13 protein-coding genes and 2 pseudogenes are annotated in these 20,161 nt (G+C 72.8%); 5 read left to right on the forward strand and 10 right to left on the reverse strand.

Annotation, left to right across the window (positions count from 1 at the left end):
* Positions 1–4 precede the first annotated feature (4 nt).
* The 5 genes and pseudogenes from AC067N_RS09105 to AC067N_RS09125 all read right to left on the reverse strand — a co-directional run.
* Positions 5–3,634: pseudogene (locus AC067N_RS09105) on the reverse strand (acyl carrier protein); the annotation flags it as partial.
* Between the two features lie 138 nt (positions 3,635–3,772).
* Positions 3,773–4,759 (reverse strand): condensation domain-containing protein, encoded by a 987-nt coding sequence (locus AC067N_RS09110; protein WP_478678217.1) that lies wholly within the window; start codon positions 4,757–4,759, stop codon positions 3,773–3,775.
* Positions 4,756–8,742, reverse strand: coding sequence for an SDR family NAD(P)-dependent oxidoreductase (locus AC067N_RS09115; RefSeq protein ID WP_478678218.1), 3,987 nt, complete (start codon positions 8,740–8,742; stop codon positions 4,756–4,758). Before AC067N_RS09115 ends, AC067N_RS09110 begins: the two co-directional genes overlap by 4 nt.
* Positions 8,739–9,611, reverse strand: coding sequence for a thioesterase II family protein (locus AC067N_RS09120; RefSeq protein WP_478678219.1), 873 nt, complete (start codon positions 9,609–9,611; stop codon positions 8,739–8,741). The genes AC067N_RS09115 and AC067N_RS09120 overlap by 4 nt, the downstream gene beginning before the upstream one ends.
* A gap of 201 nt (positions 9,612–9,812) precedes the next feature.
* Positions 9,813–10,922 (reverse strand): ParB/RepB/Spo0J family partition protein, encoded by a 1,110-nt coding sequence (locus AC067N_RS09125; protein WP_478678220.1) that lies wholly within the window; start codon positions 10,920–10,922, stop codon positions 9,813–9,815.
* A 521-nt stretch (positions 10,923–11,443) separates the two neighbouring features.
* Here AC067N_RS09125 and AC067N_RS09130 point away from each other — a divergent pair.
* Positions 11,444–12,088 carry a ScbR family autoregulator-binding transcription factor gene (locus AC067N_RS09130; protein WP_478678221.1) on the forward strand — a complete coding sequence of 215 codons (645 nt, stop codon included), beginning with the start codon at positions 11,444–11,446 and terminating at the stop codon, positions 12,086–12,088.
* Between the two features lie 229 nt (positions 12,089–12,317).
* On the opposite strand, the gene AC067N_RS09135 is transcribed toward AC067N_RS09130, so the two are convergent.
* The 3 genes from AC067N_RS09135 to AC067N_RS09145 all read right to left on the reverse strand — a co-directional run bounded on the left by AC067N_RS09135 (position 12,318) and on the right by AC067N_RS09145 (position 15,369).
* The gene (locus AC067N_RS09135) at positions 12,318–12,950 is read right to left on the reverse strand and encodes a ScbR family autoregulator-binding transcription factor (protein WP_478678222.1); all 633 of its coding nucleotides are present in this window, start codon (positions 12,948–12,950) and stop codon (positions 12,318–12,320) included.
* 415 nt (positions 12,951–13,365) lie between these two features.
* Complete coding sequence (locus AC067N_RS09140) at positions 13,366–14,595, reverse strand: cytochrome P450 family protein (protein ID WP_478678223.1); 1,230 nt, start codon at positions 14,593–14,595, stop codon at positions 13,366–13,368.
* 96 nt (positions 14,596–14,691) lie between these two features.
* On the reverse strand, positions 14,692–15,369 hold the full coding sequence (locus AC067N_RS09145) for a ScbR family autoregulator-binding transcription factor (protein ID WP_478678224.1): 678 nt from the start codon (positions 15,367–15,369) through the stop codon (positions 14,692–14,694).
* A 437-nt stretch (positions 15,370–15,806) separates the two neighbouring features.
* On the opposite strand from AC067N_RS09145, the gene AC067N_RS09150 reads away from it, so the two are divergent.
* Positions 15,807–17,714 carry an acyl-CoA dehydrogenase family protein gene (locus AC067N_RS09150; protein ID WP_478678225.1) on the forward strand — a complete coding sequence of 636 codons (1,908 nt, stop codon included), beginning with the start codon at positions 15,807–15,809 and terminating at the stop codon, positions 17,712–17,714.
* Positions 17,715–17,781: 67 nt separating this feature from the next.
* Here AC067N_RS09150 and AC067N_RS09155 read toward each other — a convergent pair whose 3' ends face one another.
* Both AC067N_RS09155 and AC067N_RS09160 read right to left on the reverse strand, forming a co-directional pair.
* Positions 17,782–18,390, reverse strand: coding sequence for a GtrA family protein (locus AC067N_RS09155; RefSeq protein WP_478678312.1), 609 nt, complete (start codon positions 18,388–18,390; stop codon positions 17,782–17,784).
* Between the two features lie 186 nt (positions 18,391–18,576).
* Complete coding sequence (locus tag AC067N_RS09160) at positions 18,577–19,320, reverse strand: aquaporin (RefSeq protein WP_478678226.1); 744 nt, start codon at positions 19,318–19,320, stop codon at positions 18,577–18,579.
* A 159-nt stretch (positions 19,321–19,479) separates the two neighbouring features.
* Between AC067N_RS09160 and AC067N_RS09165 the strand changes: the two are divergent.
* From AC067N_RS09165 to AC067N_RS09175, 3 genes and pseudogenes are all read left to right on the forward strand, one after another.
* A pseudogene (locus AC067N_RS09165) lies at positions 19,480–19,695 on the forward strand (Scr1 family TA system antitoxin-like transcriptional regulator); the annotation flags it as partial.
* Positions 19,696–19,706: 11 nt separating this feature from the next.
* Positions 19,707–19,913: a DUF397 domain-containing protein gene (locus AC067N_RS09170; protein ID WP_478678227.1), complete on the forward strand. Its 207-nt coding sequence runs from the start codon at positions 19,707–19,709 to the stop codon at positions 19,911–19,913.
* Positions 19,914–19,998: 85 nt separating this feature from the next.
* The coding region (locus AC067N_RS09175) for a DUF397 domain-containing protein (protein WP_478678313.1) at positions 19,999–20,161 on the forward strand (163 nt) is incomplete at its 3' end.

Below are 20,161 nucleotides of genomic sequence, written 5' to 3' on the forward strand. Positions count from 1 at the left end.
CGGACTACTCCTTGTTCATTCTGCGCAGACGGGGCCTGCTCGGGCTGGACGCGGGGGATCCGGCGGATCCGGCGGCCGCGGGGGCGGCCGCGATGTGGTCGGCGAGCTGGGCGACCGTGGGGCTGGAGAAGATCGTCTTGATGGACACCTCGGCACCGAGCTGCTTGCGGATACGGCTCTTGATGCGCGTCGCCAGCAGCGAGGTCACGCCCAGGTTGAAGAAGTTGTCGTGGACGCCGATCCGTTCGGGCTCGGTGCCGAGGACGTCCGCGAACAGGGCGCGCAGGGCCTGCTGGGCCGCGGGGAGGGGGGCGGAGTCGGCGGTGGCCGCCGCCGCGCTGTGCGCCGTGCCGTCGGTGGCGCTGTCCGCCGCGGGGTCCGCCTTGCCGTCCGCCGCGGTCTCCGGCGCGACCAGCGGCTCGCCCAGGTCCAGCGCGCCCACCGGGCGGGCCGGGTCGGCGGCCAGGGTGCGCAGCACCGTGTGGAGGCCGGCGGCGATCCGGTCGGCGGTGGCCTGGTCGAGGACGCCCCGCTGGTACTGGAAGGCGAGCCGCAGCCGGGGCTCGGCCTCGGCGATCAGGGTCAGCGGGTAGTTGGAGCCGCCCAGTGAGCGTGTCCCGTCGAGGGTGAGGCGGGCGGCGGTGGAGGCCTCGGCGAGGGCGGACTCGTCGGCGGGGAACGCCTGGTAGACGAGGAGGGTGTCGAAGAGGGCGCCGAGGCCGGTGGCCTCGTACAGGCCGCTCAGGGACTGGTGGTGATGGTCGAGCAGCTCGGTCTGCCGCTCCTGGAGGCCGGTCAGCAGGGTGCCGAGACCGTCCTCGGGGGTGTACCGCACCCGTACGGGCAGGGTGTTGATGAACAGTCCGACCATCGACTCGACACCGGGCAGCCCCGGTGGCCGGCCGGAGACGGTCGCGCCGAACAGCACGTCGTCGCGTCCGGTGAGCCGGCCGAGGGCCACGGCCCAGGCGCCCTGCACCAGGGTGTTGAGGGTGACGCCCAGTTCCCCGGCCCGCCGGACCAGTCGCGCGGCCTCCTCGTCGGTGAGGGGGACGTCCGTCGTGCCGGTCTCGGAGCCGGACGCCTCGTCGCGGGCGACGGCCGTGCCGGCGAGCAGCGTCGGGCGGTCCACGCCGTCGAGTTCGGCGGCCCAGGCCGCCGCCGCCTCCCGCCGGTCCTGCCGGGCCAGCCACACGAGGTGGTCGCGGAAGCCGCGCACCGGCGGGAGGGGTGCCTGGTGGCCGTGCGAGGCGTACAGGCGGAGCAGGTCCCGGGCGAGGACCGGCTCGGACCAGCCGTCGAGCAGGGCGTGGTGCAGGGTGAGGACGACCGCGGCCTCTTCGGCGCCCAGCCGGACCAGGGCCATCCGCACCAGGGGCGGGGCGGCGAGGTCGAAGGGCACGGCCTGGTCCTCGGCGAGGAACCTCTCGAAGGCCGCCTCCCGCTCCTCGGGCACCAGGGTCCTCAGGTCCAGCTCCTGCCAGGGGAGCCGGACGCCGTCCACGACGAGCTGGACCAGATCGCCGTTGGTGTCCGGGGCGAAGGCGGCGCGCAGCGCGGGGTGCCGGTCGAGCAGGCCCTGCCCGGCCTCCCGCATCCGCGCGGGGTCGACCCGGCCGGAGAGGGCGAACACCGTCTGCATGCGGTACGCGTCGTAGCCGCTGTCGCTGAGCATCGACTCGAACAGCATCCCGGACTGCATCGGCGTCAGGGGCCACACGTCGGACAGGTTCGGGTGGCGCTCCCGGAAGGCGGCCAGGTCCTCGTCGCCGAGCTGGACCAGGGGGCCCGGCACGTCGTCGTACGTCTCGGTGGGGGTGCCCGCGTGCGGGGCGAGCCGCGCCACCGTGCGGTGGGTGAGCACCTGCCGCTGGGTGATCTCCAGGCCCCGGGCGCGGGCCCCGGCGACCACCTTGACCGAGCGGAGGGAGTCACCGCCGAGGGCGAGGAAGTCGTCGTCGGCTCCGACCCGTTCGAGGCCCAGCACCTGGGCGTAGACCTCGGCGAGGATCCGCTCCCGCTCGCCCTCGGGCTCCCGGTACTCGCCGCCGGCGAACACCGGCTCGGGCAGCGCCTTGCGGTCGAGCTTGCCGTTGGGCGACAGCGGAAGCGTGTCGAGGAACATGAACGACGCCGGGACCATGAACTCGGGCAGCCGCTCGGCGGCCAGGGCCTTCAGCTCGTCGGCGGCGACGCCTCCCTCGGCGACCAGGTAGGCGACCAGTTGCCGCCCCTCGTGGGCGACGACCGCGGCCTGCCGTACGGCCGGGTGGGCCAGCAGCACGGACTCGATCTCGCCCAGCTCGATGCGCAGGCCGCGCAGCTTGACCTGGTGGTCGGTGCGGCCGAGGTACTCGACCTCGCCGTCCGCCGTCCACCGCGCGAGGTCGCCCGTGCGGTACATCCGGGTCCCGGCGGGCCCGTACGGGTCGGCGAGGAAGCGGTCGGCGGTGATCTCCGGGCGGCCCAGGTAGGCGCTCGCCAGTTGGACGCCCGCGAGATACAGCTCCCCGGGCTCGCCGACCGCGACCGGCCGCAGCCCGGCGTCGAGGACGTACAGCCGGGTGTTCCACACCGGCTTCCCGATCGGTACGGGGCCGTCGGCGGCGGTGTCGCAGGGGTGGTACGTGACGTCGACGGCGGCCTCGGTCGGCCCGTACAGGTTGTGCAGCGCCACGCCCGGCAGCAGCCGGCCGAACTCCCGCACCGCCTCGCGGGGCAGCGCCTCGCCGGAGCAGAACACCTGGCGCAGCCCGGTGCAGCCGGCGGCCTCGGGGTCGGCGAGGAACACCTGGAGCATCGACGGCACGAAGTGGCAGGTGGTGACGGACTGTTCGCGGATGGTCCGCGCCAGATACGCCGGGTCCTTGTGGCCGCCGGGTTCCGCGACGACGATCGCCGCGCCCTCCCGCAGCGCCCAGAAGAACTCCCACACGGACACGTCGAACCCGGACGGCGTCTTCTGCAGCACCCGGTCGGCGGCGGTGAGCGGGTACTCGGCCTGCATCCACCGCAGCCGGTTGTCGATCGCCGAGTGCGGGACGACGACCCCCTTGGGGCGGCCCGTGGAGCCCGAGGTGAAGATGATGTACGCCGGGTGGGCGGGCGTGACGGCCGGCGTGGGATCGGTGTCCGGGTGGGCGTCGAGGGCGGTCTCGTCGAGGGCGACGACGGCGATGCCGTCCGGCACCGGCACCCGCCCGGCGGTGTCCGCGACCACGCAGGCCGGGCCCGTGTGCTCCAGCATGTAGGCGAGCCGGTCGGCCGGGTAGTCGGGGTCCAGCGGCAGATAGGCGCCGCCCGCCTTCACCACCGCGACCAGGGTGACCAGCAGCTCCAGGGAGCGCGGCACGGCGACCGCGACCGGGGTGCCGGGGGTGACGCCGAGGGCGGTCAGATGGTGGGCGAGCCGGTTGGCGCGGGCGTTGAACCCGGCGTACGTCAGGGTCTCGGAGCCGAAGACCAGGGCCGTCGCGTCCGGGGTGCGCCGGACCTGCTCCTCGATGGGTGCGACGAGTGTGGTGACCGGCAGCTCTCGGCCGGTGTCGTTGAACTCCTCCAGAACCAGGGCGCGTTCGGCGCCGACTGCCTGACGGGCCGACTCCACCTCCGCGGAGCGCTGTTGGCCGGTCAATTTCCACACCTCTTCTCTCACTGGATTGATCCGAACTCCGGGAATTGCGCGAATACGGATGACGAGTCCGCGGATTTCACGAAGGAAAGGGGGATTACAGCGACCCTAGGCGTCGCCGTAATTCACCAACAAGGTTGTTCAACCGACCAATTGGGCTGCTTGGACGGTGAATTCACCGGCGTGGCAGACGCCCGCCCGGGAATCGTTCGCGAGCCGGCGCAGGACGCCCGCGAGGCGGTCGGCGGCATCCCGCGCGGCCTCGGTTCCGAACAGCCCGCGCCGCCCGCGCAGGCGCAGCTCCAGCGGGCCGGGGTCGGCGCGCATCACCAGGGTCAGCGGCGGCTGCCCGTGGTGGATCGCCCGGACCCCGGTGACCGTGACCCGCCCGGCGGTGCCGGGGCCCGGGATGCGGAGGTCGGCGCCGCCGAGCACCACCTCCCGGCGCCCGGCGGAGCCCGCGAGGACGACCGTCCAGGCGCCGCGCACGACCGTCTCCAGGTCGACGCCGAGCCCCAGCGCCCGCAGGGTGAGCCGCCCGGCGTCCGCGGCGGTCAGCGGAACCTCGGTCTCCTCGACCGGCGGTTCACCGCCCCGGGCGCGCACGGCACCGGGACCGGCGTACGACCGCAGCAGGTCCCGCAGCAGCGCGCGCAGGGTCACCTCGTCGAGGTGCGGCTGCCGGGCGGTGAGCACCAGCAGATGCCGCTCCCAGGCGAGCCGGACGAACGCGGCCCGCTCCGGCGGACCGGGGGAACCGACGCTCCCCCGGTCCGCGGCGAGCAGCCCGTCCAGCGCGTCGGTCCGTTCCCCGACGGTCAGCACCCCGAGATCCAGCTCCCGCCAGAACGGCTTCCGCCCCTCCCGGTCGAGCAGCCCCTTGACGGCCGCCCGCATCCGCACGGGATCCACCCACCCGGCCATGTGCACGACGAGCTGCAACGGGCCGGTGTCGGGGGCGGCGAGGAGGGTGGGCGGGGCGCCCGCCGGTGCCGGGGGCGCCGGGACGGCCGCCTGCGGGAACGGCGGCGGTGCCGCCGATCGCCGCGGGGCCGGCGGCGCACCCGCCCGCGTCGGGGCGGCCGGTGAGGCCGTCCCCCGTAAGGGTGCCGGGCCGCGCGGGGTCATCGTGCGGCTCCCGCCGCTGTCGCCGTGACCGCCTCGGTCGTCGCCGTGACCGCCTCGGTCGTCGCCGTGACCGCGGCCACCTTCGCCGCCATGCCCTCGACCGTCGGGTGCTCGTACAGCTCGTGGGTGCTGAGGCGGACGGCGAGTTCGGTGTCGACGCGGGCGAGGAGGCGGGTGGCGCGCAGGGAGTTGCCGCCGAGGTCGAAGAAGGACTCGTCGCGGCCGACGGTCCTCTGCCCGAGGACATCGGACCAGATCGCGGCGATCCGCTGCTCCAGCTCCCCTTCCGGCGGGGTGTGCTTCCGGCTGCCCAGGGCCGCCCGGCGCGGCGCCATGTCGAGCAGCAGCTGGGTCGTGTCGACGGCCCCGCTGCCGTCCTTGGGGATGCGGCTGACCTCGAGCAGCCGTACCGGCACCGGCAGTTCGGCCAGGGCGGGTGCGAGCGCCGCGTGCACGGCGGCCGGGTCGGCGCCCTCCTCCGCGTCGGTGGTGTACGCGACGAGCACCTCGCGCACGCTCAGTTCGTCCGGCGCCAGCTCGCCCACGACGAAGGGGTTCCGCGCGTCGAGGCCGATGAGCTGGTAGTGGTACGGCAGTGCCGTCGCGGTGAGGAAGCAGCGCAGGCCCCGCTCGGGGTCGATCGCCCGGAAGCCGCGCCGGCGGGCGGGCGCCGTGGACTGCCCCTGGCTCATGCCGACGTCGTCCCACATGCTCCAGGCCAGGCAGCGCACATCCCGGCCGCGCTCGTGGTGCCAGTGGTCGGCGAAGCCCACGAGGAACGCGTTGGCGGCGGAGTACGCGCCGAAGGAGTGGCCGCCGAACTCGCCGTTCACCGAGCCGAAGAGGACCAGCGAGGCACCCGGGCGGCTCTCCAGGACGTCCGCGAGGGCGAGCGTGCCGGCGACCTTGGCCGCGTACTGGGCGCGGAAGCCGTCCTCGGACTCCCGGGCCAGCGTGTGCCGTTCGAGGTTCTGCCACTGGTCGGAGACATCGGCGGCGGCCAGGTGCAGGACCCCGTCGAGCGGGCGCCCCCAGCGCTGCTCGGCGGCGGTCACCGCGGCGTTCAGCTGCTCGGGGTCGGTGATGTCGGCCTGGCGGTAGGTGACCTCGCCGAGGTCGGTGAGGTCCCTCAGCCGGGCCGCCTTCGCGCCCTCGGCGGGCGACCGGCCCACCAGCAGCAGCCGGGCGCCGTACGCGGCCAGCAGATATCCGGCGAGGTCGCTCGCGATCCCGCCGAGACCGCCGGTGACCAGGTACAGCCCGCCCGGCACCAGCGGCGGCGCGACCTCGGCCTCGGCCTCGTCGTCGACCGGGCGCAGCCTCGGCTGCCAGCGCAGTCCCTCGCGTGCGGCGACCACCCCGGTGTGGGTGGGGTCGGCGAGCTCGGTGCGTACGGCGCGGGCCCACTGGGCGCGGTCGGCGGGCAGGTCGAGCTGCCGCACGGTGATCAGCGGGTTCTCGGCGGCGGCCGTGCGGATCAGCCCCGGCAGGGCGCACACGCCGAGGTCGACGCGGTCGCCCGGCCGTACGTGGGCGGCGCCTTCGGTGAGGACGAGCAGCAGCGGGGCGCCGAACTCGTCGAGCACCCCCAGCAGCGCGGTGAGCTGGGTGCTGACGGCGGTGACCCGGGCGGCGGGCTCGTCGTCCTTGCCGTCGAGGGGCCAGGCGAACACCACCGAGTCGATGGGCCCGTAGTGCGCGGTGACGTCGGTGAGCACCCGGCGCAGGTCCTCGGGGTCGCCGGGCGCGACCCGGTAGCGGTCGAGGTCGACCTCGGCGAAGGAGCGGCCCCGGCCGACGACCACGGCGGGTTCGTCGTCCAGGCCGAGCGGGGCGAGCTGCTCCTCCTCGGCGAACACCACCCGCGTACCGCAGTCGGCGGAGAACACCAGCCGTGAGGACCCGCTGTCGGCCGGCGCCTGCGCGGCGGGCAGCCGTGACCACTGCCGGCGGAAGAACCACCTGCCGGCGTCCTCGGTGTCCTCCTCGTCGTCGGCGACGCGGTCGGCGAACCGTCCGGCGCGCAGGTCGGCGACGAGCGCGGCCCGCTGGATCTTGCCGCTCGCGGTCTTCGGGAACTCGGCGTCCGTGACCGGCACGACCATGTCGGGGGCGATCCCCGCCTCCCGGACCAGCGCGGCCCGTACGTCCTGGAAGGTGCGGGCGAGCGTCTCGGCGTCCCAGCGCACCGGCACGAAGAAGATCACCAGCCGGTCGGAGCCCTCGCCGGGCTCACGGACCCCGGCCGCCGCCGAGAACGTGACGCGGACACCCTCGACCTGTTCGACGACGCTCTCCAGTTCGTGCGCGACGAAGTTGGCGCCCCGCACGATGATCTGGTCCTTCTTCCGCCCGGCGATGACGAGCGACCCGTCCCGCACGAAGGCGAGGTCCCCGGTCCGGAACCAGCCGTCCTCGGTGAACGCCTCCCGGTTGGCCTCGGCGTTGCCGTGGTAGTGCCGCAGCATCGTCACACCGCGGATCTGGAGTTCCCCGACCCGGTCCTGCGGCAGCGTCCGCCCCTGGTCGTCGACGACCCGGACGGTGACACCGGGGATGGGGCCGCCGACCTCGGTGAAGGCGACGGCGTCGGCGCCCTTGCCGTCGACCGTCTGGTAGACGAGGTCGCCGTCGAGGGACGCCTGCGCGACGACGACGGTCCCCAGCTCCCGGTCGTCGCGGCTCTGCCGGGTGTAGGTGACGCCGGAGCAGGTCTCGGACATCCCCCAGCACGGCACCATGGCGTCGGCGCGCAGCCCGTGCGGGGCGAGGAGTTCGAGGAAGCGGTGGCTGGTGGCGGCGACGACGGGCTCGCCCGCGTTGACGAACTCCCGCATCCGCGACAGGTCCCAGCTCCGCCGGCCGATCTCGTCGGCGCACTCGTTGACCAGGTTGTACGCGAAGTTCGGCGCCCAGGTGTTGGTGACGCCGTACCGGTCGATCCAGTCCAGCCAGAGCAGCGGGTCGCCGAGGACGTCGTCGATGCGCCCGTTGACGTGCCGGCACCGCAGGAACATGTCGCGGACGTTGTAGTAGACCATCGTCACGTGGTCGAGCGGCATCCAGATGAGGCTGACGTCCTCGGCGGTGTAGCCCCGCGCCTGTATCACCGCCCATTCCCGCGCCGCGACGGAGGCGTTGGTGTGCTGCACGCACTTGGGCACGCCGGTGCTGCCCGAGGTGAGCAGGTTGATCACCGGGGAGTCCGGGGTGGTCGCGTACCAGTCGGAGTCCCGCTCGTGGCCCAGCAGTTCACCGACCCGGAGGATCCGCAGGTCCGGCTCGCCCCACAGGGTGTGCAGGGCGCCGAGCGCGGGCGCGGTGGCCTCGTCGGTGAGGATCACGGGCCGGTCGAGCAACTGCCAGGCGTTGTGCAGCTTGCGGGTGGTCTCGTTGTGGCTCTCGTACGTCGTCGCCACGGCCACCGGCGTCGGCACGAACCCGCCGAGCACACAGGCCCAGAAGGCGGTCATGTACGCCCGGTGGTCCCCGAACTGGAAGAGCGCCGCGTCACCGGGGACGAGCCCCGCCGCCCGCAGCCCGGCGAGCATCCGCTCCGCCTCGGCCAGCAGCTCGGCGTACGTCTGCAGATCGGGTTCACTGCCCTTGCGCAGATACAAGGTGCCCTGCCCGGGGGCGAGTTCGGTGGCCTGCCGCAGCCCCTCCTGGAGGGTGGTGGGCGCCCCCTCGGGGATGTGCGGCTCACCACCGAAGGTCTCGGAGGAGGGGCGTCCGGAGGATTCCCCCACGGGCTCACCGGCGGCACCGGGGGCGGGCGCGGGACCGGAAGCGGACCCGGCGGCCGCAGCCGCGCCCGGCGTCCGAGGCGTCTCCTCGCCCGCTCCTCCGCCGTCGACGGTGCGTGCTCCCTGCCGTACGACGACGGCGGCGTCGCGCACGCCCGGTACCGCCCGGGTCGCGGTGGCGAGACGGGCGGCGACGGCGGGGTCGAGGCCCGGGGTGAGGTCGGGTGTGTGGGTCATCGCGCGCTCCCCGCGAGTTCGGGCGCCGGCCGGGAGGGACCGGCGGGGGACTGGCTGCCGTGGGACTGGCTGCCGTGGGACGGACCTCCGACGGCCTGACCTGCGGGCGCCCGGCCGGTGAGGACCTGGCTGAGGTGGGCGACCAGCTCGGTCGGGTCGTGGAGGAAGTAGAAGTGGCCGCCCGGGTAGAACCGGGTGTGGAAGGCTCCGGTGGTGTGCGCGGCCCAGCCGTACAGGGTGTCCTTGGGCGCCCGGGGGTCCGCGTCGCCGCTGAGGACGGTGATCGGGGTGTCCAGCGGCTCCCCCGGCTCCACCCGGTGCCGCTCCCAGAGGGTGAAGTCGGCGCGCAGCGTGGGCAGCAGGCCCTCCATGACCTCCTCGTCCTCGGCGATCTCCGGCTCGATGCCGCCGAGCCGGACGACCTCGGCGCCGAGTTCCTCGTCGGAGAGGGTGTGCATCACCGGGATCCGGCCGACGGTGCCGGGCGCGGGCTGCGCGGACAGGAACAGCCGGCTGGGCCGGGGCCCGCCCTTCTCCCGCAGTGCCTTGGCCACCTCGTACGCCAGCGCGGCGCCGCCCGAGTGCCCGAAGAACGCGAAGTCCCCGTCGAGGACCGGCCGCAGTGCCTGGGCCAGCACCTTCACCAGCGGCCCCACCTCCGTGACCGGGTCCTCGGCGATCCGGTTCTGCCGGCCCGGCAGCTGCACGGCGGCCAGCTCCACCTCCGCCGGCAGCAGCCGCGCCCACTCCCCGTACGCCCCGGCCCCGGCCCCGGCGTGCGGGAAGCAGATGAGCCGCGTCCGGGCCCGGGGCCGCCGGGCCCGCCATATCCAGGGGGTCTCGACGAGAAGATCGGGATGATCAGTCATGGGGTTTCCTCCATAAGAAGGTGCTCTTCGAAAGGGCTCGCCGGAAAAGAGGCGCGCCTGGAATTTCACGCCGCCCGCAGCCATGCCCGAAGGGGCGCGGGGCGCTGACACCATGCGGCTCCGCCGCGTGGGCGCGACCAGCCACGAACAACCCGCACCCGCCCCCGCGAAAGGAACCCCCGCGGCGGCCGTGCGAAAATCTCAACCCCGCCGCATCTCCAGTTCATTGGCCAGCCGCAGCCAGTGGTCGGCACACCTCCGCGCCGCCTGCGCCAGCACCGGCGCCCGATGCCCCGGCACACTCCGCGCGAGCCGCTGCCACTTCGCCTCGTCGCCGATCGAGTGGACGCTGAGCATCTGCAGCAGCATGCGCCCCGCCTCGGTCCGCAACGACGGGTCCTTGCAGATGTTCGGCAGGATCAGCCCGATCGCCGCCGCCGACAGATGCGCGGTTCCGCGACCGCCGCCGGCGGCACCGCCGGGCCCGCGCCCCGGCTCCTCCCGCGGAGCGACCCGCCTGGCGGGCGACGGCTGCGGTACGGGGTCCTGCCCGCGGCGGATGCGGTCCCGTACGTCCTTCGCCGTGGCGGTGGCGATACCGGCCCGCTCGGCGATCTCGCGGAGCGACGCCGTGGGGTTCGCGGCGATGACCTGGCTGGCCCGCAGCCGCCCCTCGGTCGCCTGCAACGGCCGTACCCGGCCGTCCCGGCCGACGCGGGGCGCGTTCAACTGGTCGGTTCGGCTCGTTGAACGGCGCCGGATCGCCGCGACCGTGCTCGGCGCGAGCCCCGCGCTGGAGGCGATACGACGGTCGGACCAGTACGGGTGGGTGGTGAGGATGCGCTCGGCGGCGGCCGCGCGGTCGGCCTGGGACAGGGGCAGGCCGTGCGCGATGTTCAGCTCGACGGACAGGGCGAAGACCTCGTCCTCGTCGCCGTCGAAGTACTCGACCTCGATGGTCGTGGCTCCGCGCATCCGGGCGGCGGCGAGCCGGTGCATCCCGTCGATGACCCGCATCGTCGGGTGGTGGACCAGGATCGGCGGCAGCGGTTCCTCCTGCTCGGCGAGGGTCCGCACATGGTCGCGGTTCTCGCCGCCGAGCCGGGGGGAGTCGGACGCGCGGAGCGAGTCGATGTCCACGACGCCCGTCCGCCGCGCCCGGCCTCGGTCGCCGGCCGGTCCGCCGCGGTCCCCGGCGGGAGCGGCGCCGGGCTGCGGCGCCTCGGCGCCCGCCGCGACGGCCAGGCGCAGGCCCGGCCGGGGCCCTTTCCGGCGATCAGTGGTTTCGACGTGAGCGCCTGAGACGTTCATGACGTGTTCGCTCCTCCCCGTACGGGCGGGCCACAGCTCTGCTTTCCCCCGTGGCCCTCTCAACCGTCGCTAGAAACATACCAGGGGCGCGGATTTTTTTACCCCCCTCGTTGGCCGGTTTTCTCTCGACCGCGAGCAATCCATAAGTGACAAATAGGCATGAAAACGGCCCACAGCCGTGCCCCGGGGGATGTAGGCACGGCTGCGGGAGTCTGTTTCGGCGCGAAGACGGGCGATTTCCTTGGAGGTTCGCCCTCCGCCCGACGCTTCCTCTCGATGAAAACATACCGGGGTGCTGGTTTGCAATGCTGGGGCAGCGCACCCTCACCGAGACGTAGCTGAATGCACGCTTCCGCTCAACCGGTCACCGTCCGGACGTCCCGGTTGCCGGGATCGCACCGATAAGGCGGAGTAGAAAAGAGACCGCATGGTTGGTTTCATGTTCCGCGGGCCGTCTGGTCCCGACCCCGCCCAGAACCGACGCCGCCGCGACGGTCGACAAGGCCACCGGAGGAGCCGCCGTGCTGAAACAGGAACGCGCCCTGCACACCCGCCACTCCCTCGTCCGCTCGGCGGCGGAGGTCTTCGAGCGGCACGGGTACGTCCAGGCGAGGCTGGCGGAGATCAGCGCCGGCGCGGGAGTGAGCCCCGGAGCGCTGCACTTCCACTTCGAGAACAAGGCTGCCGTGGCCGCGACCGTTCAGGCGGCGGCCGCCGAGAACCTGCGCCGGGCGGCCCGCACCGCGACCCGGCGGCCCGGCGTCGACCCGCTGCAACGCCTCACCGACGCCTCGCACGCCCTGGCCGACCGGCTCCGCCACGACGTGGTCGCCCGGGCCGGCTCACGGCTGAGCGGCGACGAGGCGTGCCGGACGGATGTGGACCTGCATGCGGAGTGGCGGGCCTGTGTCCGCCGGCTGCTCACCGAGGCGGCGTCCCGGAACCTGCTCGCCGACGACGTCTCGCGCGCCGACGCCACGGCTTCCGTGGTGGCGGCAACCACGGGCCTGGAGGTCCTCGGCCGCACCGATCCCGACTGGCTCTCCCCCACCACCCTCACCCGCTTCTGGCGCGTCACCCTCCCCCGCCTGGCGACCCCGCGGGCCTTGAGCCACCTGTCGCCGGGCGGCACGAGGTGGGCGAGGCCGGACTCGGGGCGCCCATGAAGTCGGCGGTGCGGGCGATGCGGGCGGGTGCGGGTGCGTGGGGGTTGTTCGCGCGGTTCCCCGCGCTCCTGAAGGATCGGGCCTGCGCCCCGCCCTCCACATGAGAAGCACGGGGCGCGGCCCCGGCCCGCTGTTCAGGGGCGCGGGGCGGTGACACATGCGGCTCCGCCGCGTGGGCGCGGGAAACCACGAACCGCCCGCACCCGCCGGAACCACCCGCACCCCGGATTCACAGGCGCCCCGGGTGCCGCCCCGCCCTCGTCCCGGACGGCACCAACGTACGGAGTGCCGACGTACAGACCAGTCGCGGCAGCAGCAGCCGCCAGAAGCGGGCGAGGGCGTCGGAGGAGAGCCACCGGGGATCGCGGCGGCCGAGGGACTCGAAGCCGGCGGTCGCGGCGACGACCACGGCGGCCGCGTCCTCGGCGGAGACACCGCGCGCGAGGGCGCCCTCCGTGTCGGCCTTGGTCAGCACCTCCTCCACCCACTCCTGCCAGGCCCGGCGCAGCCCGGCGCCCGAGCGCACCCGGCCGAGCCCCTCGCCGAGGTCGAACCCGGCGCGCAGCACGGCGTCATGACCGAGCGCCCGGACCAGGGCGTAGGTGGCGTCGATGAGGGACTGCAGGGTGTCGGCGGCCTCCTGTGCGGTGATCCGGCCCAGACGCAGGGCCGCGGCCTGGCCGACCGCGTCGGCGAGGTCCGCCTTGCTGGCGAAGTGGAAGTGCAGCGCCCCGCTGCTGACGCCGGCCCTCGCGCTGATCATGGACAGGGACGCCGTCTCGAAGCCGTCCCGGTCGAACAGCTCGGCAGCGGACTCGATGAGCGCGTTGCGCGTGCGCACCGCGCGCTCCTGTTTGGCCATGGGGGCGCTCCGTTACTACGCAGGGGACCAGTACGGACCTGTGCCCGGGACGCCCCCGCTGGGCCTTCCGCCCTTCCCGCGCGTAAAGAGATTATCAAACCGTCTTCGCGGTTTCTAGATGGCCCCTGAATGTAGCCGACTGTAGGTGTACTGCCCATGACGTTATGTACACGGAACCCGGCGCGCCACACCCCCGATTCGTCAGGCCTCCCCAGGAAACGCCGAAAAGTCACACGCCGACACACCGGGACCGGCCCCCCGTCCCCGTCCCGGCGATCCGCCCACCACCACGACCGCAACCGCCGCCACAGCCGAGGTCGTACACGATCCGCATACGGCAACGCCCCGCGGCCGGAGTCGGCCGCGGGGCGCCATCAGCTTCGCTTCGTTCAACGCCCTTCTCCGGGGCGCGGGTTCACTCGGGACGGAGTACCACCGGCAGGGAGGCGTACCCGTTGAAGAGGAAGGTGGGCATCGGACCGAGGTCCGCCGCGGGGCGGGCGAGCCGCATCCCGGGGAACCTGCGGAAGAGCGCCTCCAGGGCGATGGCCGCCTCCATCCGCCCGAGGGGCATGCCGAGGCAGCGGTGGACACCGTGGCCGAAGGCGAGGGAGTCGCGGTCGGTGCGCAGCAGGTCGAAGACCGCCGCGTCGTCCCCGTAGCGCTCGGGGTCGAGGCCGGGCGCGGCGAAGTTGACGATGATCGGGTCGCCCCGCTCGATGGTGACACCGTCGTCGAGCGTGATGTCGTCGACGGCGAACCGCAGCGGGATGTACGCGGCGGGGTTGTGCACCCGGACGGTCTCGTCGACGGCGTCGGTCCAGCTCGCGCGGCCGGACCGGATGTGGTCGAGCTGGTCGGGGCGGTCGAGCAGCGCGGCGACGGCGTTGCAGATCACGCCGGTCGTGGTCTCCTGGCCCGCGGCGATCATCAGGTAGAGGCTGTCGACCAGCTCCTTCTCGCTGAGCTGGTCGTCGTCGTCCCGTGCGGCGATCAGCGCGGAGGTGAGGTCGTCCCCGGGCCGGGCCCGCTTGGCGGCGACGAGTCCGGCCAGCATCTCGCCGATGCGTATCCGGGCCGCGTTGATCTGCTGCGGTGTGGCCGAGGCGTTGACCGACGTGCTGATGGCGCCGGCCAGCGGGAGCCGGGACTCCTCGGGCACACCGAAGAGTTCGCAGATCACCCGCATGGGCAGCAGGGCCGCGTAAGAGGTCAGCAGATCGGTCTCCCGCCCCGCGGGGAGGGCCGCCAGCTCGTCGGTGAGCGCGGCGGAGACCTCCTCCACCCAGGGTCTGAGCCGCTCGGTCCGCCGGGTGGTGAACGCCCCGGCGATCAGTTTGCGCAACCGGGTGTGCTCGGCGCCGTAGGAGAAGAGCATGGTCGTCGCCGACACCCACGGGTAGAGCGGCCACTCCTCGGTGATCAGCCCGTCCCGGTAGGCGGGCCAGTGCTGCCGCGGGTCCCGGGACACACGTGGATCGGCGAGCAACTGCTTGATGTACCGATGGCGGTTGACGGCCCAGGCCGGCACTCCGCCCGGCAGGCTCACCCGGGCGACCGATCCGCGCTCCCGCAGCGCGGCGGCTTCTCCGGCCAGGTCACGCGCCGCGGGGTCCAGGGCGTACGGGCAGGCGATCGTTTCCATCAGAGGTGCACTCCGTTCGGTCGGTCGGTCTTGCACTGGGCAGTTCCCGCGGCCGGCTGAACGGCGCCCCCGTGGCACGCCGTGGATCGTGCGCGCTCAGCCGAGCGCGACTTCCTCTCCCGCACGGGCCTGCGCCCGCGCGGCGTTCCACACGTATTCCGCCCTCGCGGGCGAGAAGTCGAGGCGTACGAGGACGCCGGGGACCGCGATGGAGGACATCAGGTGCCGGTACAGGTCGGACACGCGCTGCACCATGTCCTGATGCTGCGTCAGAATGTGCGACAGCACCTGGACTCCGGTGAAGGAGCCCACGAACACCCTCGCGATGGAGGCCACGTCCGTGTCGGGCAGCAGTTCGCCGTCCGCCTTGGCCCGCGCGAACATCTCCTCCGAGCGGTCCACCCAGCCCTGCATGGGCACCTGGCGGTCCAGACCGTCCAGCGCCCCCTGCTCCACCGTGAGCCGGACACTGCCGCGCACCAGCGGGTCACCGGCGCCGAGCAGATACGCCAGCAGCAGCGCCTCGTCGATCGCCGACTGGAGCGTCAGGTCCTGCTCCTGGACGGCGGGCACGGCGCTGACCTGCTTGGCCAGGACCTCCTGCGCGAGTTCCTCCTTGGAGGCGAAGTGGAAGTACAGCGCGCCCTTCGTGACTTCGGCCTTCTTGAGGATCTGGGAGATGGTCGCCGCCTCGTATCCGACTTCGTCGAACACCGCGGCGGCCGCGACGACAATCTTCTCCCGCGTCCGGATCGCTCGTTCCTGCCGCGCCACCACACACCTCCGTACGCCCCCCGTAAGCGAAAAATACCGTCAGGTACGTATGATACCAGAAGGTAACGCTCCGTAGCACCCGAGCAAGCCGAAGGCTTTGCGGACCGGACGGCCTTCAGGGCTACGGAGCCTCAAAACCGACCGGCGAGTTCGAGAATAAGACCGGGCGCCCGGTTTTGCAACCCCACCCCCAGCGCCCCTCCGGCCGCCCTCGACTCTCCGAAGAGAGCCACCATCTCCGCAGGCCAGCGCCCTATGAGCGGCCATGCGACCGAAACCGCCCACCCCCTCCCCCACCCACGGGCGCCAGACGTCAAGGCAGCGTCAAGGACTCAGGAACCGGCAGAGAGGTCTTGAATAAAAACCGGTTGGTTCGTATCTTCTGAAGCCTGTGGTCCCAACTACTGGGCTCTAATCAGGGGGAAGAGGTCGTGACCATGACCTTGCTCACGCTCACCAAGTCTGCCTCTGCCACGTCAGACGCGCAGAAAACCGACCACGTTGCTCCGAAAACGCCGTCGGCCGGCCGCGACGGCGAGGGGACAGCCACCGAGGAACTGACCCACCTGCTCTTCGACCAGCAGGACCGGGCCCGTGTCCACGACACCTGGCGCACCCTCGTCAGCGGCGAGGCGTTCGCCTACCGCCCGGGCCTCTCACCGGACGAGCGCACTGCGCTGTCGTACGACCGGCTCCGGCTGGTCAACGACGCGGTGGACAACCCGGAGGCACTCGCCTCCGACCCACGGCTGCTCGCCAGCCTGCATGAGTGGACGGGGTTCGTCGACGGTGCCCTCGGCACCCTCTCGGGCATCCACTACAACCTGTTCCTGGGCAGTTTCGTGGACCACGACGGCTACCGGCACGATCTGTCGGAGTACGTGTCGATGAACCGCACGGGAACGTTTCTCTGCACGGAGCTCGACCACGGCAATGACGCGGCGGCCATGGAGACCACCGCGACCCTGGACCCGGTCACCGGCGGTTTCGTCCTCGACACCCCGCACCCGGGGGCCCAGAAGTTCATGCCCAACACCAGCCTGATCGGGGGCCCGAAGAGCGCCCTGGTGGCCGCACGGCTGCTGGTCGAGGGCGACGACAAGGGAGTCTTCCTCTTCCTCGTGCCGCTCAGCGACGAGGTGGGGCACCTGCCCGGCATCACGGTCCGCGCGCTGCCGGCGAAGCTCGGCAGTTCGGTCGACCACTGCCTCACCTCCTTCGATCAGGTGTGGCTGCCGCGGGAGGCCCTGCTGGAGGCCGAGCACGGCCAGCTCTCTCCCGAGGGCGCGGTGACCAGCAGTGTGGGTAGCCGGCGCAAGAGGTTCCTGCGTTCCATCGGCCGGGTGACCACGGGCAAGCTGTGCATGAGCGCCGCAGCGATCGGGGTCTCCCGTACGGCGCTCGCCATCGCCGTGAAGCACGCGCACCGGCGGCACATCAGCGGCCCGAAGGCCGGGCAGCTGATACCGCTCGCGGCACACCGCAGCCACCACGGGCGGCTGTTGCACGCACTGGCCACCGGGTACGCCATGACCTTCCTGCACCGCGGTGTGGTGGCCCGCTGGGCCGAGCACACTTCGGCCGACCGGGCCGAGGTGGAGCGGCTGGTGGCCATCGCCAAGGGCTGGATCACCTGGCAGGCGCGGGACATCACGGTGGAGTGCCGGGAACGCTGCGGCGCGCAGGGGCTGTTCCGCGTCAACGGCCTCTCGGAGCTCCAGCAGGACCTGGAGAGCGCGGTCACCGCGGAGGGCGACAACCTTGTCGTCTGGCTCAAGGCCGGCGGCGAGATGCTCTTCGGGCACGACTCGGTCGAACGGGGCCACCTCGGCCCGGTCTCCCCCGACCAGGAACTCGCCGACCTGGCGTTCCTGCGCGGTCTGCTCGCCGAGGTCGAGTCCATCTGGCAGGCCCGCGCCCGGACCGCCCTGCGCGAGGGTCCCGCCGGTGATCCGGTGGGCCGCTGGAACGAGGCCTCCACCGCCGCCCTGGAGGTCGTCTCGGCCCACGCCCGCCTCCAGGCGGCGGACGCCTTCCTCGCGACGGCCGCCCAGGCGACCCAGCCGACGACCCGGTTCCTCCTGCACAGTCTGTGCCGCCTGTTCCTCCTCAGACAGATAGGCGAGCACACCGGCGACCTCCTCGCCGAGGGCCTCATGACCGCCGACCACGTACGCGGCCTCCCCAGGACCGTCGAGACCGTGATCGCCGACCTCGCGCCCCATATGACCACCCTCGTCGACGCGTTCGCCCTCCCGCCGGAGTACCTGGCCACGATCCCCCTCGCCGGCGGCACGCCCCTCACGCGGTACGCCGACGACCGGGCCCCGCTGGTCACCACCTGACCCGGCGCGCGTCGGCGCCCGGCACCGGGAGCCCGGCCCCGCCGGGGACGGGCTCCCGAGCCGCTCGTCACCCGGCAGGGCAGAGGGACCGGGTGTCGGCCGTGATCCACTTTCGGTGGGCGAGGGGTACGTAGGTGATCCACTCGTGCCAGGCGTCGGACACCGGCATGGCGGCGGGCCGGGGCGACGGGACCGCTCGGGACGGGACGGCGGGCGGGATGTCCGTCGGACGAACACCGGCCGGCTTCCCCGAGGCGAAGACCACGACGCGGAGCACCACGAACCGCCCGACCCCGGCCAGCGCGCTCGCGCTCAGGTAGACCGCTTGCTCGACGAGGACGCCGGGGGCGGGGTGCACGAGGTGCAGGGCGGCCATGGCCGCGCAGGTCACGCCGTACGCGGCGGCGGCCGAACCGGCCGCCTGGAGGTGCTCCCGCCGTCCGGCCCGGCGCCCGGCGCCGAAGGTGAAGCGGGCGTGCAGTTCGGTGGCCAGGACGGTCGACACGACCGTGACGACCGCGTTCGCCACGGCCCACGGCAGCAGCGCGGCCAGCAGGGCGACGGCCCCGCTGGACAGGACGCCGACACCGCCGCCGCAGACCACGAACCGCACGAACGAGGACAGCGGAGCGGTCGGCTCGGGGAGTTGGCGCGGCGTGTGCTCCGTCTGCTCCATCACGAACCATCCGTCCCCTCGTGGCGCCGCCGTCCACGTACGGCGTGCGTTGATAGGAACAGCGTACGTGCACGCGCACACTGTTCGCAAGGGGGTACGGTGTGCCGTCGCCGGGCAGGGTCACTGCCCGGCGACGACCGGGACGTCGGATGGGCAGGTGGTGATCGATCCGGCGTACCGGCAAGCTCACGCGTCGCCGCTGGTCAAGGTCTCCTGCGGGACGGGGCCGGTCTTCGGGAAGAGCAATCGGTAGAGGCCGGCCGCCAGGACGCCGCCGGCGAGGGGGGCGACGATGAAGAGCCACACCTGGGACAGCGCCGTCCCGCCGACGATGAGGGCGGGACCGAGACTGCGGGCCGGGTTCACCGACGTTCCGGTGATCGGAATGCCGATGAGGTGGACCACGGTGAGCGCCAGCCCGATGGTCAGCCCTGCCACGGTGGCGTTCGAGGCCTCGTCCGTCGCGCCGAGGGCGACGAAGACGAAGAGAGCGGTCAGCACCACCTCGGTCAGGAAGGCTCCGCCCCCGTTGATGTTGATGGCACTGGCCGCACCCCAGCCGTCGGCCCCGAGACCGGTGACCGAACGGCTGTAGCCGGGCGCTCCTTCGAACGTGGCCCACAGGAGCAGAGCGCCGAGGATGCCGCCGATGAACTGCGCGATCCAGTAGCCGATCGCCTGGACCAGCGGGATTCGCCCCGTCAGCAGGGCTCCGACGGTGACGGCCGGGTTGACGTGACAGCCGGAGACGGGCCCGAGCACGTACGCCAGCGCCAGGAGGACGAGGCCGAACGCGAACGCCGTGGCGACCACACCGGAGGCGAAACTGCTCCCGGCGGTCCCGAAACCGAACGACAGGGTCGCCACCCCGACGGCGAAATACACGAGCAGCCCTGTGCCCAGCAGTTCCGCGGCCAGCCTACGGATCATGTCGATTCCTTTCCGGACGGGCGACCGGCGCGCACTCCGCTCCGCGTGCGGTGCCGGACAGAGCCAGACCCCCACTCCTCACATGGGGTAATCGAACCACTGCGCAGGGTCAGGCGCACGCCGGGACCGGCCGGCCGTCACACCGCCTCGCACCAGGAGGGCTCTTTTCCCGGCACAGGACAGTCCGTCGACTATCTGGTCGGCCCGGTACCGCAGCTCGACACTGTTCAGCTGGACACCCATCACGGCTGCGAGTTCTTGGACGCGGAGGCCCAGTTGGAGAAGTACCGCCAAGTGCTGGACCGCATGGAGGCGAACGCGCTCAAGCCCGACGAGTCCCGCGACCTGATCCATCGCATCGCCCAGAGCACCTGAGAGAGCCGCTGATGCCCGACTACAACTGGCAAAAGTCCACGTTCAGCCCCGACGCCTCCAACTGCGTCCACGTCGCCGCCCACCCCACCACCGGCGCCGTCCTCCTCCACGAGAGCGACGCCCCCGGCACCGTGCTCACCACGAGCCCGGCGCCCCTGGGTCACCTCATACGCGCCCTGAAGGCGGGGGCCGGCCATTCCGACGCCTCACCCACGTAGCCCAGCCCCGTCCGTGCCGCCAACGTCGGAGCGCAGCTCCCACACATCCTGGAGATGAGCGCCCCCGGCACATGGAGAGCCTGTTATGCCCCACGACTGGCAGAAGTCCACCTACAGCGGCGACAGCATCAACTGCGTCCACGTCGCCGCCGACCCCACCACCGGCGCCGTCCTCCTCCACGAGAGCGACGCCCCCGGCACCGTGCTCACCACGAGCCCGGCGCCCCTGGGTCACCTCATACGCGCCC

The sequence above is a fragment of the Streptomyces sp. NPDC042364 genome, assembly GCF_056437585.1.

Bases quoted from the DNA above. Each gene is read 5' to 3' on its own strand.
- AC067N_RS09170 (WP_478678227.1), top strand. From the start codon at position 19,707: ATGCCCGACTACAACTGGCAAAAGTCCACGTTCAGCCCCGACGCCTCC.
- AC067N_RS09120 (WP_478678219.1), bottom strand. From the start codon at position 9,611: ATGACTGATCATCCCGATCTTCTCGTCGAGACCCCCTGGATATGGCGG.
- AC067N_RS09150 (WP_478678225.1), top strand. From the start codon at position 15,807: ATGACCTTGCTCACGCTCACCAAGTCTGCCTCTGCCACGTCAGACGCG.
- AC067N_RS09135 (WP_478678222.1), bottom strand. From the start codon at position 12,950: ATGGCCAAACAGGAGCGCGCGGTGCGCACGCGCAACGCGCTCATCGAG.
- AC067N_RS09110 (WP_478678217.1), bottom strand. From the start codon at position 4,759: ATGACCCCGCGCGGCCCGGCACCCTTACGGGGGACGGCCTCACCGGCC.
- AC067N_RS09115 (WP_478678218.1), bottom strand. From the start codon at position 8,742: ATGACCCACACACCCGACCTCACCCCGGGCCTCGACCCCGCCGTCGCC.
- AC067N_RS09160 (WP_478678226.1), bottom strand. From the start codon at position 19,320: ATGATCCGTAGGCTGGCCGCGGAACTGCTGGGCACAGGGCTGCTCGTG.
- AC067N_RS09140 (WP_478678223.1), bottom strand. From the start codon at position 14,595: ATGGAAACGATCGCCTGCCCGTACGCCCTGGACCCCGCGGCGCGTGAC.
- AC067N_RS09155 (WP_478678312.1), bottom strand. From the start codon at position 18,390: ATGGAGCAGACGGAGCACACGCCGCGCCAACTCCCCGAGCCGACCGCT.
- AC067N_RS09125 (WP_478678220.1), bottom strand. From the start codon at position 10,922: ATGAACGTCTCAGGCGCTCACGTCGAAACCACTGATCGCCGGAAAGGG.